The following is a 14,952-nucleotide window of genomic DNA, read 5'->3' as shown; positions in this document are numbered from 1 at the left end:
TCACAGTGTCAGCACCTCACCCGCCCCGCACCAACGCCCAGGAGGCATGGTCATGCACGCAGGCATCGCCTACAAGGCTGTCCGCGACCCAGGAGCCTCCCCGGCGCTCCGCGCGTCGGCGGTGGTGACGACCGATCACGGTAGATCATCGACCTGTCGCAGGACCGCCTTGTAACGGCGGTAGCTTGCTGGCAGCACGACGCGCCGCGGAACTCGGCCGGCACCGACCCGTAGCTGTGCGAAATACCTGAGGAACGACAGCAACCACTCAAGGGAGGCCCTGAGAAATGAGAGTCTCGAAGCGTGCGAGCGCGGTCGCGGCAATCGCGGCTGTGGCGCTCGTCGCGACAGGCTGCGGTGGCGGTGACGACGACGAGGGCGGCACCACCACCGATAAGACCGCGAATGGCGCGATCACGATCGATGGCACGCAGCCCGCGTTCCCGTTGGTGCCCGCCAACACCAGTGAGACCGGTGGTGGCGACATCCTCGACTTCCTGTGGACCGGCCTGATCAACTACCCGCCGGGCGGCGGACAGCCGACCAACGCGGTGGCGGAGTCGATCGACACGAGCGACGCGCAGACCTACACCATCAAGATCAAGAAGGGCGTCAAGTTCCACGACGGCACCGAGGTGAAGTCGAAGAACTTCGTCGACGCCTGGAACTTCGCCGCCTACTCGGAGAACGGGCAGCAGCAGGGCACGTTCTTCAGCGACATCGAGGGCTACGCCGACGTCCACACGGACGACCCGGATGGTGAGGGCCCGAAGAAGGCGCCGAAGCCGGCGAAGGACAAGATGTCCGGCCTGGCGGTCGTCGACGACTACACCTTCACGGTGAAGCTCAGCGCGAAGCAGTCGATCTTCCCGGTGAAGCTCGGCTACAGCGCGTTCTTCCCGATGCCGGACTCGTTCTTCACGACGGACCCGGACACCTGGGGCAAGAAGCCCGTGGGTAACGGCCCGGTCAAGTTCGTCTCCTGGACGGACAACGTCGAGATCAAGCTGACCCGGTTCGACGACTACACGCTCGACGACAAGGTCAAGATCAAGGACGTGACCGTCAAGCTGTACCAGGAAGACACGGCCGCGTACGCCGACCTCCAGGCCAACAACCTGGACTTCCAGCAGCAGATCCCGGTCTCCGCGCTCGCCGGCGAGAAGTGGAAGGCCGACCTGGGCGACCGCGCCCTCGAGGTGCCGATCCCGGTGCAGCAGTTCATCGCGTTCCCGCTGTACGACAAGAAGTTCCAGAACGCCGACCTGCGGAAGGCGATCTCGCTGGCGATCAACCGGGAGGAGATCGCTTCCAAGATCTTCTTCAACACCCGTAAGCCGTCCACGAGCTGGGCCGCACCGGGCACCCCGTACGCCGACGCGTTCGTCTGCTCGGTCTGCAAGTACGACCCGACCGAGGCCAAGACACTGCTGGCCAAGGCCGGTGGCTTCAGCGGCGAACTGCTGATGTACTACAACGCCGACGCCAGCCACAAGGACTGGTTCGAGGCGGCAGCCGCCAGCATCGCCACCACGCTGAACATCAGGGCCCGTGCGGTGGGTGTCCCGACGTTCGCGGTGTTCCGCCAGAACATCGAGGCGCACAAGATGGACGGCATGTTCCGGGCCGGCTGGCAGGCCGACTACCCGATCTCCGAGAACTGGCTCGGCCCGCTGTACGTCAAGGGTGCCTCGTCCAACGACAGCCTCTTCGACAACGCCGATGTCAACCGCCTCTACGCCGAGGGTCGGGACTCGACGAGCCTGGACGCCGCGGCGGCGAAGTTCGCCGAGGCCATCAAGATCGTCGACGCCGAGGTGCCGTCGATCCCGATCGTCTCCGTCACCCAGCAGTCCGGTGTCTCCGACCGGGTCAAGGGCGTCAAGACGAACTGGGTCGGCTCCATCGACCTCTCCTCGGTCGAGCTGGTCTAACCAGGTAGGTTCCAAGGCCCCGGGCCTGGCATACCATCATCAGGTAGCCGGGCCCGGGGTTACCCGGCGGCCCGCCATGCACCCCAAGGCGGCGCCGCCGGCATCCGTGTCCGGGCGTCAATCAGGACGCCGCTATCTGGAGGACCCATGGGCCGTTACGTCTTGAGGCGGCTGCTCCAGCTGATCCCTGTCTTCTTCGGGACCACGCTGTTGATCTATTGGCTCGTCTGGTCGGTGCCGGGCGACCCCTTCGCGGGCAAGTGCGGCGAGCGCCCCTGCCCCGACTCCTTCGTCCAGTCGATGACCGAGAAATACCACCTGGACGACCCGCTGCCGGTGCAGTACTTCTTCTACATGAGTCACCTCTTGCGGGGTGACTTCGGGACGACGTTCGGCGGTCGCGAGATCAGCGACATCATCGTGCAGGCGTACCCGAACACGCTGAAGCTGGCGATGGTGGCCCTCCTGATCGAGGGCGTCATCGGCCTTACCGCCGGCGTGATCACGGGTCTGCGGCGGGGTGGCTTCGTCGACAACCTCGTCCTGGTCTCGACGCTCTTCCTCGTCGCGATCCCGGTGTTCGTCGCCGGCTTCCTGCTGCAGTACCTCTTCGGCGTGCGGTGGGGCATCGTCAACCCGACCGTCTCCAACCCGCCGGCGTTCAGTGAGTTGATCTTGCCCGGCTTCGTCCTGGCCAGCGGGTCGATGGCGTACGTCGCCCGGCTCACCCGCACCAGCATCGCGGAGAACCAGCGCTCCGACTACGTCCGCACGGCGATCGCCAAGGGTCTGCCGCAGCGCCGGGTGGTTGGGGTACACCTGCTGCGTAACTCGCTTATCCCCGTGGTCACCTTCCTCGGCACCGACCTCGGCGCCTTGATGGGCGGCGCGATCGTGACCGAGGGGATCTTCAGCATCAACGGCATCGGCCGGGAGGTCTTCCGGGCCATCGTCACCAAGGAAGGCGCGACGGTGGTCGGCATCGTGGTCGTCCTGGTGCTGGTCTACCTGTTGATGAACCTGCTGGTCGACCTGCTCTACGCCGCTCTCGACCCGAGGATCCGCTATGAGTGACCCCACTTCCGGCTCGCTGGTCACCTCCCCGCCACCCGAGCAGCCCGGTGCCGTCGTCGAGACGGCCCCGCCGGCGGGCGCCGCGCCGAAACGCGACAAGCCGCGCGGGCTCATGGGCGACGCCTGGTACGACCTGCGCCACAAGCCTCTCTTCTGGATCTCCGCGGCGTTCATCCTGCTGTTCGTGCTGATGGCCGCGTTCCCGTGGCTGTTCACCAACGAGAGCCCCACCCAGGGCACCCTCAGCCGGAGCCTGCAGGGCCCCGGCGCGCACGGCTGGTTCGGTTACGACATCCAGGGGCGGGACATCTACGCCCGCACGATCTACGGCGCCCGCGCGTCGATCATCGTGGCCGTCACCGCCACGTTCGGCACGGTGGTGGTCGGCAGCCTGGTCGGCGTGCTCGCCGGCTTCCGCGGCGGCTGGGTCGACTCGCTGCTGTCCCGCATCGCCGACATCTTCTTCGGGCTGCCGTTCGTGCTCGGCGCGATCGTCATCCTCTTCTCGCTCAACCCCAAGGGCGCCACGGCGAGTCAGTGGAAGATCATCGGCCTGGTCATCATGGCACTGATCGTTCTTGTGTGGCCGGTCGCGATGCGGATCATGCGGTCGAGCGTGCTGGCCGCCAAGCGGGCGGACTACGTGATCGCGGCGCGGGCGCTGGGTGCCAGCAACACCCGGATCATCTTCAAGCACCTGATCCCGAACTGCCTGGCCCCCGTGCTCGTGTACGCGACGATCCTGGTCGGCGTGTTCATCGGCGCCGAGGCGACGTTGTCCTACCTCGGCGTCGGCCTGCAGTCGCCGGTCGTGTCCTGGGGCGTCATGATCAACGACTCGCAGAGTTACCTCCGGGTCGCGTGGTACTGGCTGGTCTTCCCCTCCGCGTTCCTCGTCGCCGCCGTGCTGAGCTTTGTGATGCTCGGCGAGGCGGTCCGCGAGGCCCTCGACCCGAAGCTCCGGTAGGAGATCCGTTGTCCAACGTATTCGTAGCCGAGCAGCCCGAGGCGGCCAAGGCCGGTCACCCCACCGGCCGCCTGCTCGAGGTCGAGGACCTGCGCGTCGAGTTCCGCACCCGGGACGGCATCGCCAATGTCATCAACGGTGTGACGTACCACGTCGACGCCGGGGAGACGCTCGCCGTACTGGGCGAGTCCGGGTCCGGCAAGAGCGTGACCGCCCAGACGATCATGGGCATCCTGGACACCCCGCCCGGCTTCGTCACCGGCGGCAAGATCCGCTTCCACGGCAAGGACATGCTGCAGATGTCCTCCGAGGAGCGGCGGCGGATCCGCGGCGAGGGCATCGCCATGGTGTTCCAGGACGCCCTGTCCGCGCTCAACCCGGTCTTCACGGTCGGCTTCCAGGTCGCCGAGCAGTTCCGGATCCGGCGCGGAATGAGCCGAGGGGACGCGAAGAAGCGCGCCGCCGAGATGCTCGACCAGGTCCAGATCCCCAACGCCAAGCAGCGGGTGAACGAGTATCCGCACCAGTTCTCGGGCGGCATGCGCCAGCGCGTGATGATCGCGATGTCGCTGGCGCTCGACCCCGAGGTGCTCATCGCCGACGAGCCCACCACGGCGCTCGACGTGACGGTGCAGGCGCAGATCATGGACCTGCTCGCCGACCTGCAGCGCGAGCGCCAGATGGGCCTGATCCTCATCACCCACGACCTGGGCGTCGTGGCCGACGTGGCGGACCGCATCGCGGTCATGTACGCCGGCCGCATCGTCGAGGAAGGCGACGTACACGAGCTGTACGCGAAGCCGGCACACCCGTACACGATCGGGCTGCTGGAGTCGATCCCGCGCATCGACGAGAAGGGGCAGCAGCTCCGTACGATCCGTGGGCTCCCGCCCAGCCTGCTGAAGATCCCGTCCGGGTGCCCGTTCCACCCGCGCTGCCCCATGGCGCAGCCGGTGTGTACGGAGAAGGTGCCGCCGCTGCTCCAGCTCGGTCCTTCGCGGGCCAGCGCCTGCCACTTCGCCGAGGAGCTTGTGAACCGTGACTGAGACCATCCTCGAGGTCCGCGATCTGGTCAAGTACTACCCGGTGACCCGCGGGATCGTCTTCAAGAAGACCATCGGGCACGTCCAGGCGGTCGACGGTGTGACGTTCGACCTGCACAAGGGCGAGACGCTCGGCGTGGTGGGCGAGTCCGGCTGCGGCAAGTCGACCCTGGCCCGCGTCCTTATGCACCTGGAGACGCCCACCAGCGGCGGCGTGACGTTCAACGGGCAGGACATCTACAAGCTGAGCGCGAGCGGCCTGCGCCGGCTCCGGCGCAACATCCAGCTGGTCATGCAGGACCCGTACACCTCGCTGAACCCCCGGATGACGGTCGGCGACCTGGTCGGCGAGCCGTACGAGATCCATCCGGAGGTGGCGCCCAAGGGCAGCCGGCGGCAGAAGGTGCAGGACCTGCTGGAGGTGGTCGGGCTCAACCCCGAGCACATCAACCGCTACCCGCACCAGTTCTCCGGCGGCCAGCGGCAGCGCATCGGGATCGCCCGCGCGCTGGCGCTGCGGCCCGAGATCATCGTCTGCGACGAGCCGGTCAGCGCCCTGGACGTGTCGATCCAGGCGCAGGTGATGAACCTGCTGGAGACGCTGCAGAACGAATTCGGCCTGTCGTACATCTTCATCGCGCACGACCTGTCGGTGGTCCGGCACCTGTCGGACCGGGTCGCGGTGATGTACCTCGGCAAGATCGTCGAGGTCGGCACCGAGGACGAGATCTACGAGCGGCCGACCCACCCGTACACCCAGGCGCTGCTCTCGGCCGTGCCGGTGCCCGACCCGAACAGCCGGCGGAACAAGGCGATCATCCGGCTGACCGGCGACGTGCCCAGCCCGACCAACCCGCCGTCCGGGTGCCGCTTCCGTACCCGGTGCTGGAAAGCGCAGGAGATCTGCGCCCGCGAGGTGCCGGCGCTGGAGGTCCGCGACAGTTCCGACCACCCGAGCGCCTGCCACTTCGCCGAAAAGCGCGAGATCGTCGCCACCCACGAGGCCGGCGACCTGACCGAGCTCCCGACCCGGACGATCTAGCCCCGTACCGGCGCGGCCCTCCTCAGAGGGGGCCGCGGCCGGCGCGGAGGATGAGCAGGGCCAGTTGGGTGCCGTCGGTGCCCAGGGCGTTGCGGAAGCGGTCCAGGATCTCCCGCTCGCGAGACAGCACGAGCCGGGTGCCGCCCGAGGCCACCCGGGTCGCCCCGACCTGCTGGGACAGGGCCGCCCGCTCCTGCCAGAGCGCGATCAGGGCGCTGTCGATCTCGTCGATGCGTTCCCGTATCTCGATGATGCGTTCGGCCGCGTCTGGGGCCTCTGTGCCCGTCTCGTGGCCGTTGGCCGGCTTGCCGGGCTGCTCCACCACGTCGGTGGCCATCGCGTACTCCCTGTCGTGGGTCCCGGTCACTGGAGCCCGGATGCACGAAAGCCCCGGACTCCAGGAGACCGGGGCTTTGGTAGGTCTTGTGATCAGGCGCGACCTACGGCTGCCGGACTCCCGGAGCCGTAGCTAAAGTAACGCCGCACCTGCTGAACCACGGGCTGAAGTATGCCAGCGCCGCCCGCCGTCGTGCAAGGAAGGGCCCCCTGCAATCACTTTTTGCATAGCAGGGGGCCCTTCCTAACCGCTCAGGCGAGCTTGGCGATGCGGTTTTGCGGTCCGGGGGCGACCGGGGCGCCGGCGCCCAGGTACGCCACCAGGGCGTCCACGTCGAACCCGGGCGCGGTGGCCCGGTCGGTGCCGGCGGTGAGCCGGGTGAACCCGTCGCCGCCGTTGGCCAGGAAGTCGTTCGTGGTCACCCGGTACGTCGCCGCCGGGTCGATCGGCACGCCGTTCAGGGCCAGGTTGCTGACCTTCGAGCCGGGCGCCTGCGTCGAGTCCCAGGAGTACGTGAAGCCGGCCGAGACCTGCAGGATGCGCTGGACCGTCTGCCCGCCGAAGCCCACGAACTGCTGCTCCAGCACCTCCTTGAGCAGTGCGCCGGTGAGGGTCTGGGTCGCCACCAGGTTGTTGAACGGCTGCACCGTGAAGCACTCGCCGTACGTGACGTCGCCGGGAGCCTCGCCGCCGGGCGAGTTGGCGAACGTCAACGGCGCCCGGATGCCACCCGGGTTCATCAGGGCGATCTGCGCACCCGCCGCCGACGTCGTGTACGCCAGCTGCGCGTCCGCGATCACGTCGCCGAGTGCGCTCTCACCGGCGGCCGTGGTGGCCGTGGTGATGTCGGCGGTGATCTTGCCGACCACCCGGTTGGCGATCGGTGCGACCGCGGTCCGGTACTTGTCGGCGATCACCTTCGCGCTCGCGTCCACCAGGTCGGGGTTGCGCACGGGCACGCCGCCCGGGCCGATCTGCCAGGTGCCGTCGGGGTTGCGTACGCCGTTCTCCACGATGACGTTGCGCGCGGCGACCTCGGCGAACTTGCCGCTGCGCTTGTCCAGCGTGAAGTCGATGTCGGTCACCAGGACGCCGTTGCTGCCGGCGCTGGTGACGACCGTCGGGGCGCCCGCGGAGTTGGGCAGCTGGCACGAGTAGAACCGGTGCGTGTGGCCGGAGACCACGATGCCGAACTCGGGCCGCAGGCCGGCCACGATGTTGGTGATCGGGCCGGCGAAGTTCGCGCACCCGTCGACCGGCTGCGGCGTGGGTGGCGGCGACTGGGCCCCACCCTCGTGGATCAGCAGGACCATCGACTTGACGCCGGCGAGGCGCAGCAGCGCGGCCCACTTGTTGGCGGTCTCGATCTCGTCGCGGAACTCGACCGTGCTGATGCCGGCCGGGTTGACGATCGAGGGGGTGCCCTTCAGCGTCATGCCGACGAAGCCGACCGGTACGCCGCCCACCTGCTTGATGTCCACGGGCAGCAGGATCGGCAGCCCGGTGCTTTTCTTGACCACGTTGGCGGCCAGGTACTTGAACTTCGCACCCTTGAAGCCGTCGCCGTCCTGGCAACCGTCGACCGGGTGGCAGCCGCCCCGCTGCAGGCGCGCCAGTTCCGTCGTACCCTCGTCGAACTCGTGGTTTCCGACGGAGCTGACCTGCAGGCCCGCGTTGTTGAGCAGCTCGATGGACGGCTCGTCGTGGAAGGCCGCGCTGACCAGCGGCGTGGCGCCGACCAGGTCGCCGGCCCCGACGGTGATCGACTGGCGCCCTTCGGCGCCGGCCTCCGCGCGGAGCCTCTTGAGCCAGGTGGTCAGGTATTCGACGCCGCCGGCCGGGTTGCCGTTGACCAGCCCGCCGCTGCCGGTGGGCGGGTCGATCGCGCCGTGGAAGTCGTTGAAACCGAGCAGGTTGCCCTTGGCGGTCCCGCCGTGCTGGCCACCCCCGTAGGTGACGGAGACGGGCGACATCGGCGTCCAGGCCGCGGCCTGCGCGGTCTTCGAGGAGTCGTCGGAACTGAACGGCACCGTGGCGACTACTGCCAGCGCGAGGGCGGGTACGGCGAGGTGACGCAGTACCGCCCGGCCGCGCGAGCGCGGTGGGGTCATCGTGTCTCTCCCTAATTCGCATATGCGCAGGACAACATGCGTCATCGTGCTCGTTTAGGGGATGATCGCACCAGATCCGCCGGGTGACGATTTAGTAGCCGTCCGGCGCGCGGAGAAGTTGTGTCGGTCCCTCGGCATAGACTCGCCCCTGCGATGCATGCTCTCTTCGAACCCCCCACCGATGCGCCGGAAAAGCCGCGGCGCCACCGGCCCGACCCGGAAAAGCTGCTCGCCGGCCTCAACGGCCCGCAGCGCGACGCGGTCGTCCACGCCGGCTCACCCCTGCTCATCGTCGCCGGTGCCGGCTCCGGCAAGACCCGCGTGCTCACCAACCGGATCGCGTACCTGCTGGCCGCCCGGGACGTCCATCCCGGCCAGATCATCGCGATCACGTTTACCAACAAGGCCGCCGGCGAGATGAAGGAGCGGGTGGCCGCGCTGGTGGGCGGGCGCGCCCGGCTCATGTGGGTGTCCACGTTCCACTCCGCGTGCGTGCGCATCCTGCGGGCCGAGCACGAGCACGCCGGGCTGAAGTCGACGTTCTCCATCTACGACGCGGACGACTCGCGCCGGCTGATGCAGATGGTCGCTCGCGAGCTCGACCTCGACCCCAAGCGCTACCCCGCCCGCGGGCTGGCCGCCCAGGTGTCCAACCTCAAAAACGAGCTGGTCGACCCCGAGTCGTTCGCCGACCGGGCCAAGGGGCCCAACGAGCGCGCGCTCGCCGAGGCGTACACGCTGTATCAGCGCCGTCTCAAGGAGGCGCACGCGCTCGACTTCGACGACCTCATCATGACGACCGTCCACTTGCTCCAGTCGCATCCGCACGTGGCCGAGGCGTACCGGCGCCGGTTCCGGCACGTGCTCGTCGACGAGTACCAGGACACCAACCACGCCCAGTACGTACTGATCAAGGAGCTGGTGTCCGGCACGCCGGGCCTGGAGCCGGCGGAGCTGTGCGTGGTCGGCGACGCCGACCAGTCGATCTACGCGTTCCGCGGCGCCACGATCCGCAACATCCTGGAGTTCGAGCGCGACTATCCCGACGCGCGCACGATCCTCCTGGAGCAGAACTACCGCTCCACCCAGACGATCCTCAACGCGGCCAACGCGGTCATCGACCGCAACACGTCCCGCAAGCCCAAACGGCTCTGGAGCGAGGAGGGCGCGGGCGAGCAGATCGTCGGGTACGTCGCGGACACCGAGCACGCCGAGGCCGACTGGGTGGCCCGCGAGATCGACCGGCTCTGCGACGCCGACCAGGCCCGCCCCGGCGACGTCGCCGTCTTCTACCGCACCAACGCCCAGTCCCGCGTCTTCGAAGAGGTGTTCATCCGGGTCGGCCTGCCGTACAAGGTGGTCGGTGGGGTGCGTTTCTACGAGCGCAAGGAGGTCCGCGACGCGCTGGCGTACCTGCGTTCCGTGGTCAACGACGACGACACGGTGAGCATCCGCCGCATCCTCAACACCCCGCGACGCGGCATCGGCGACCGGGCCGAGGCGTGCGTCGAGGCGCTGTCCAGCCGCGAGCGCATCTCGTTCGGCGCCGCGCTGCGACGCGCCGCCGAGGCCCCCGGCATCTCCACCCGCGCGGTCAACGGCATCACCGACTTCGTCACCCTCCTCGACGAGGTACGCGAGCAGGCCGCGACCGCCCCGCCCGAGGAGATCCTGGAGGCGTTGCTGCAGCGCTCGGGCTACCTGGCCGAGCTGGAGGAGAGCCTTGACCCGCAGGACGCCGGCCGGGTGGAAAACCTCCAGGAGCTGGTGAGCGTGGCCCGCGAGTACACCGAGCGGGTGGAAGGGCAGGACGAGACTGCCACGCTGGCCGGCTTCCTGGAGCAGGTCGCGCTCGTCGCCGACGCCGACCAGATCCCCAGCGACGACCCCGAGCACCAAGGCGTGGTCACGCTCATGACGCTGCACACCGCCAAGGGCCTGGAGTTCCCGGTGGTGTTCCTGTCCGGCCTCGAAGACGGCGTCTTCCCCCACCTGCGCTCGCTGGGCGACAACCGCGAGCTGGAGGAGGAGCGCCGGCTGGCGTACGTGGGCATCACCCGGGCCAGGCGCCGGCTCTACATCTCCCGGGCGGTCACCCGAGGCGCCTGGGGTCAGCCGCAGTACAACCCGGCGTCGCGGTTCCTCGCCGAGCTGCCGACCGAGCTGGTCCACTGGGAGCGCACCGAGTCGGCGTACACGTCCTGGTCCGGCACGGGCGGGGGTATCGGCGGCGGTCGCGGGGAGCGCAGCAGCTTCGCCGGGGGTACGGCAAAGGCCGCCCGCCTGGCCGAGCGGCTCGGCGTGGACGGGGCGAAGCTGGCCACGGCGAGCGACCTGCCGCAGGTGCCCAGCGTCTCGGCCGGCGACCGCATCAACCACCAGCGCTACGGCTTGGGCCGAGTCGTCGAGGTCGAGGGCTACGGCGCGCGCACCCAGGCAAAGGTCGACTTCGGCGACCAGGTCATGTGGATCGTCCTCCGCCACGCCCCCATAGAAAAGCTCTAACCCCCGCCCCGCGCCCTTTGGCGTCGATCAAGGGCAAACGGTCGTGCTTTGATCTCCAATCCACGACCGTTCGCCCTTGATCGACGCGAAAATCCTTGATCGGCGCACCGCCTGAGGCCGCCCGAGGCGAGGCCGGCGGGGTCGCGTGCGCGCCTGCGTCAGTAGGGCGCCCCCACTGGGGCATCTGGCGTGAGCGGGGTCCCCAAGGCTGGGTAGGTAGGGGAACCCGGTACAGCGCAAGATGCGTCGCCGATGGTGGCGCCGTTCCCTGACCACTCGGACGGTAGCCCGATTGTCGCGGTGATCATGAGGTTAGCGTCAGGGCAAGTGCTCTCACCGCAGGCTGGCGTCGATCTTCCTAGATCGATTTGGTCGCTCGACTTGGTGGGGTACGCCGGGATCTTGGGTCCGGTTATGTCGGACACGTCCGGGCGCAAGATCCCGCCCTGCCCCACCAAGTCCACTGGCCGGCAAGCGACCAACCGGCGCCGCTTGACAGCACCCAGGGACCCTTAACGCCCCCAAAACCCCCACCCTCAGCACCCGAGATTCACGCCCCGGGCGCGCATCCAAGGAGCAGGGTCGATCTGGTTCCAGAGCCCTTGGTGCACCTCGAAGTGCAGATGAGGCCCGGTCGAGTCGCCGGTGGAGCCCTCGTACCCGATGAGCTGGCCGGCTACGACCTTCTGGCCGGCCTGGACGGCCACCTTCGACTGGTGGGCGTAGTGCGTCAGGTAGCCGTTGCCGTGGTCGATGACCACCGAGATGCCGTACCCGGTGTAGAGCCAGCCGGCTCCGACGACGGTGCCGGCGCCGGCGGCGTGGATCGGCGTGCCCGCGTCGGCGGCCAGGTCGATGCCGGCGTGCAGGACGCCCCAGCGCATGCCGAAGCAGGAGGTGGTGCCGGCGCCGGGCATGGGGCTGACCCAGGCCGGCGCCGCCTTGGTGGTGGTCGTTGCCTTGGGGGCGGCCGCGGCGGCGGGGGCCTTGGCGGTCGAGGGGTGGTTGACGGGGTGGACGCGGACGGGCTGGGGGCGGCGCGCTGGGCCCGGTCGGCGCGCTCCGCGGCGCCGGTACGGGCGTCCTGGCCGGCGGCGACCGCGGCCAGCTCGGCCGGGGCGGCGTCGCCACCACCGCCGGTGACGGCGGCCGAGACGCCGGTCAGGGCCAGCCCGACCAGCGCGACGGCGGTCGGTACGACGATTCGGGCGCGGCCGGCGAGCCGGGCGCGGACCCGATGCCTGATCACTTCGGGGCCGCGAGGGCGACGGGGGGTATCGCTCTGGTGCACGGGGGGAACCTCCGTGGTTGCTTGCACGGACTCGAAAATGTTGGGTTGCGAGCCGTTAACCACGGATACGGGGCGTGACAGACATGGGTGCTCCCACGCCGGAGGGCGGGCTTCTTTGCCCGCATTTGCGGTCTACTAACCGGTAGCTACCGCGTGCTCAGGCGTGGCCTCGGTCACTCTTTGCTGTGTGACGCGCCGAACTTTGCCTGGTCAGAGGGGAGAAAAAACCGCCCATGCCAGGAGGCGTGGGCGGTTGATGGGACAACACGCAGGGTCAGGATGCGGCTACGTCGCCGTAAATTGCCTCGACTTGTAGCTTGATGTCCGCTCCGCGCTCACGGAACCACGGGATCGGGTCCCGGGGCTCACCGTTGACATGCACCTCAAGGTGCAGGTGGTTACCGTACGAGTGCCCGGTGTTACCGACCAGGCCGAGGGTGTCGCCGGCCTTGACCTGCTGTCCGGCCTTGACCAGCACCTGCGACGAGTGGCCGTAGATGGTCTCGATGCCGTTGCCGTGGTCGACGATCACCGCGTAGCCGTAGCCGCCGTAGTAGCCGGCCAGCTTCACCACGCCGGCGTGCACCGCCCGGTACGGCGTGCCCTCCGGGGCTGCCAGGTCGACACCGGCGTGCAGTTGACCCCAGCGCATCCCGTACGCCGAGGTGAACTCGTAGTCGTGCAGCGGCAGCAGCCAGACGTCGTCGGGCGCGGGCTGGGCGGTCGAGTTGGTGCTGGACCGGTCGCCACGGGACGCCCGGTCGGCGTCTTCGGCGCGCTCGGCGAGATCTTGCTGGGTGGAGGTCTGGTCGAGGTCGGCGACCGCGGACGGGTCGACGGTCTTTGCATCGGGCATCGCACCCGCGCCGAGCGCGACAATGCCGGCACCGACAAATGCGGTGGTGACGACGGCCGCGTAGCGGCTACGTGGAGGGGTGGGGACGCGGCGACGACCGCGATATCGGTCGGGCTCAGACGACAGGCGCTGGCGCACGCACACCCTCCGTTGTCGGTCAGGTCGGCGGTCGTACCGGCGTCGAAATCGGGGGTGAACGCTCGGTGACCGCGTTGCCAGCCCGCGGGGTCCGGAATGACAACCGCTGGACACCGTAGCTAAATCCGTGGGCGTGTCACAAGCCAGACGGGCAAATTCGCTACAGTTCTCGACACCGTCCGTTGTGGAATGCCGGAATTCGTAACCTTTTGTACGTAGGCTCGTTAGTAGCATTCAGTCACATCGAGTAGTACTGATAGTCATGTGACACATTCAACAGCGGCATATGCTTGCCATCCTCATTGGACGGCGAAGGTCCTGCGTGATCCCGGATGTTCCGCAGCGCGTCCGTAGGGTTACCGTTCGTTCAGGAGAGTAGTGCGGCCGGAGGGGTGGTGCTGATGAGCGCGCGGATTCGGGTCGTCGTCGCCAAGCCGGGCCTGGATGGGCACGACCGCGGCGCCAAGGTGGTCGCGCGGGCGCTGCGCGATGCCGGCATGGAAGTCATTTACACCGGGCTGCACCAGACGCCGGAGCAGATCGTCGAGACCGCCATCCAGGAGGACGCCGACGCGGTCGGGCTGTCCGTGCTGTCCGGCGCGCACATGACGCTCTTCAAGCGGGTGGTGGACCTGCTGGGAGAGCGCGGCGCGGCCGACATCGTCGTTTTCGGCGGCGGAATCATCCCGGACGCCGACATCCCGGAGTTGGAGCGACTCGGAGTAGCGAAGATATTTACTCCGGGTGCAACCACGCAGTCCATTGTGGGATGGGTACGCGAGAATGTCGCGCAATCAGTAGCGTGACGGCTACTGGTGGTGAATAGGTGAGAGGCCGGACGCACCCCTCACACGTCCGGCCTCTCTATGCACGATGCCCCGCCGCCACCCCTCGACCGACAGGGCATCGGCCGTCTTCGTCGCTGCTGTATCGCTTTGACATCTGAATCAACGATGCCCTTCACGAGGGGTTACGCAGGCCCGGTAAAAAGATTCCGTGACCATCCCCCTCAGCAACCGCCGCCGCCGGGCGGCTGGCAGCAGCCGCCACAAGGCGGTTGGCACCAACCACCACCACCGCAGTTGCCCGTGACCAAGCGGATCCCCGAGGACCAGCCGTACATCGTGCGGGCGAGCGTCCAGAAGCGGCTCCTGCTCTTCGGCGGCTTCGCGGTCGGCGTATCGCTCTTCTTCGGCTGCCTTTCCGGCGCCGGCAGCGGTGACGTGGTCGTCACGCTGGCCATCGCCGGCTGCCTCCTCGCGCTGTTCGGCCTGATCTTCGGGCTGCAGGTGTACCTGATGACCTCCGGCGGCCCGGTGCTCGCGGTCGGACCGGCCGGTCTGTGGATCAAGACGCGGCCCACCCGCGGGCAGGCGATCTGGCTGCCGTGGGAGGCGATCGCGCAGGTGTACCGCCGGCGCTGGGCGCTGGAGAAGATGGTGTGCGTGCGGCCGCACGATCCGCGTACCGGGGCCAACCTCGGCGCGTTCACCGCGCTCGACTCCGGGATGCAGCAGCTCTTCTTCGGTACGGGTTTCACCGCGACGCTGAACTTCGCCGACAAGCCCGAGGCGGAGATCATGGGAGCCATCGCCCACTTCTCGGCCGGGCGGGTGCCGATCAACTAGCGCGGTGTGTGTATTAGGGCACACCG

At 68.4% G+C, this 14,952-nt stretch carries 12 protein-coding genes; 8 read left to right on the top strand and 4 right to left on the bottom strand.

Going from position 1 to position 14,952, the window contains the following annotated elements:
- Window positions 1-287 precede the first annotated feature (287 nt).
- The 5 genes from Prum_RS15665 to Prum_RS15645 all read left to right on the top strand — a co-directional run bounded on the left by Prum_RS15665 (window position 288) and on the right by Prum_RS15645 (window position 6,060).
- Window positions 288-1,934 (top strand): peptide ABC transporter substrate-binding protein, encoded by a 1,647-nt coding sequence (locus Prum_RS15665; RefSeq protein ID WP_173077243.1) that lies wholly within the window; start codon window positions 288-290, stop codon window positions 1,932-1,934.
- A 147-nt stretch (window positions 1,935-2,081) separates the two neighbouring features.
- Window positions 2,082-3,008, top strand: a complete 927-nt coding sequence (locus Prum_RS15660; protein ID WP_173077242.1) for an ABC transporter permease — start codon at window positions 2,082-2,084, stop codon at window positions 3,006-3,008.
- Entirely contained in the window at window positions 3,001-3,975 is a 975-nt protein-coding gene (locus Prum_RS15655; RefSeq protein ID WP_173077241.1) for an ABC transporter permease, read from the top strand. The genes Prum_RS15660 and Prum_RS15655 overlap by 8 nt, the downstream gene beginning before the upstream one ends.
- Before the next feature lie 8 nt (window positions 3,976-3,983).
- Window positions 3,984-5,021 (top strand): ABC transporter ATP-binding protein, encoded by a 1,038-nt coding sequence (locus Prum_RS15650; protein WP_173077240.1) that lies wholly within the window; start codon window positions 3,984-3,986, stop codon window positions 5,019-5,021.
- On the top strand, window positions 5,014-6,060 hold the full coding sequence (locus Prum_RS15645; RefSeq protein WP_173077239.1) for an ABC transporter ATP-binding protein: 1,047 nt from the start codon (window positions 5,014-5,016) through the stop codon (window positions 6,058-6,060). Before Prum_RS15650 ends, Prum_RS15645 begins: the two co-directional genes overlap by 8 nt.
- 22 nt (window positions 6,061-6,082) lie before the next feature.
- Here the strand turns inward: Prum_RS15645 and Prum_RS15640 are convergent, their stop codons facing one another.
- Complete coding sequence (locus Prum_RS15640; RefSeq protein ID WP_173077238.1) at window positions 6,083-6,397, bottom strand: chorismate mutase; 315 nt, start codon at window positions 6,395-6,397, stop codon at window positions 6,083-6,085.
- Between the two features lie 251 nt (window positions 6,398-6,648).
- Window positions 6,649-8,508, bottom strand: a complete 1,860-nt coding sequence (locus Prum_RS15635; protein ID WP_173077237.1) for a bifunctional metallophosphatase/5'-nucleotidase — start codon at window positions 8,506-8,508, stop codon at window positions 6,649-6,651.
- A 153-nt stretch (window positions 8,509-8,661) separates the two neighbouring features.
- Here Prum_RS15635 and pcrA point away from each other — a divergent pair, with 153 nt between their 5' ends.
- Window positions 8,662-11,013: a DNA helicase PcrA gene (gene pcrA / locus Prum_RS15630; RefSeq protein WP_173077236.1), complete on the top strand. Its 2,352-nt coding sequence runs from the start codon at window positions 8,662-8,664 to the stop codon at window positions 11,011-11,013.
- A 536-nt stretch (window positions 11,014-11,549) separates the two neighbouring features.
- Here the strand turns inward: pcrA and Prum_RS51560 are convergent.
- The gene (locus tag Prum_RS51560; RefSeq protein WP_246277914.1) at window positions 11,550-11,930 is read right to left on the bottom strand and encodes a M23 family metallopeptidase; all 381 of its coding nucleotides are present in this window, start codon (window positions 11,928-11,930) and stop codon (window positions 11,550-11,552) included.
- A gap of 648 nt (window positions 11,931-12,578) precedes the next feature.
- A complete protein-coding gene (locus Prum_RS15620) occupies window positions 12,579-13,298 on the bottom strand; it encodes a M23 family metallopeptidase (RefSeq protein ID WP_173077235.1) in 720 nt (239 codons plus the stop codon).
- Window positions 13,299-13,699: 401 nt separating this feature from the next.
- Between Prum_RS15620 and icmB the strand changes: the two genes are divergently transcribed.
- Together icmB and Prum_RS15610 are read left to right on the top strand one after the other, a co-directional pair.
- The gene (icmB, locus tag Prum_RS15615) at window positions 13,700-14,104 is read left to right on the top strand and encodes a coenzyme B12-dependent isobutyryl CoA mutase small subunit (RefSeq protein ID WP_173077234.1); all 405 of its coding nucleotides are present in this window, start codon (window positions 13,700-13,702) and stop codon (window positions 14,102-14,104) included.
- Between the two features lie 282 nt (window positions 14,105-14,386).
- Window positions 14,387-14,926, top strand: coding sequence for a hypothetical protein (locus Prum_RS15610; protein WP_173077233.1), 540 nt, complete (start codon window positions 14,387-14,389; stop codon window positions 14,924-14,926).
- Window positions 14,927-14,952: the final 26 nt, after the last annotated feature.

Source organism: Phytohabitans rumicis (assembly GCF_011764445.1).
In the GTDB taxonomy this organism is placed as follows: Bacteria; Actinomycetota; Actinomycetes; order Mycobacteriales; family Micromonosporaceae; genus Phytohabitans; species Phytohabitans rumicis.
Note: the sequence above shows the minus strand (reverse complement) of the source record. Positions and strands in the feature narration are given on the sequence as shown.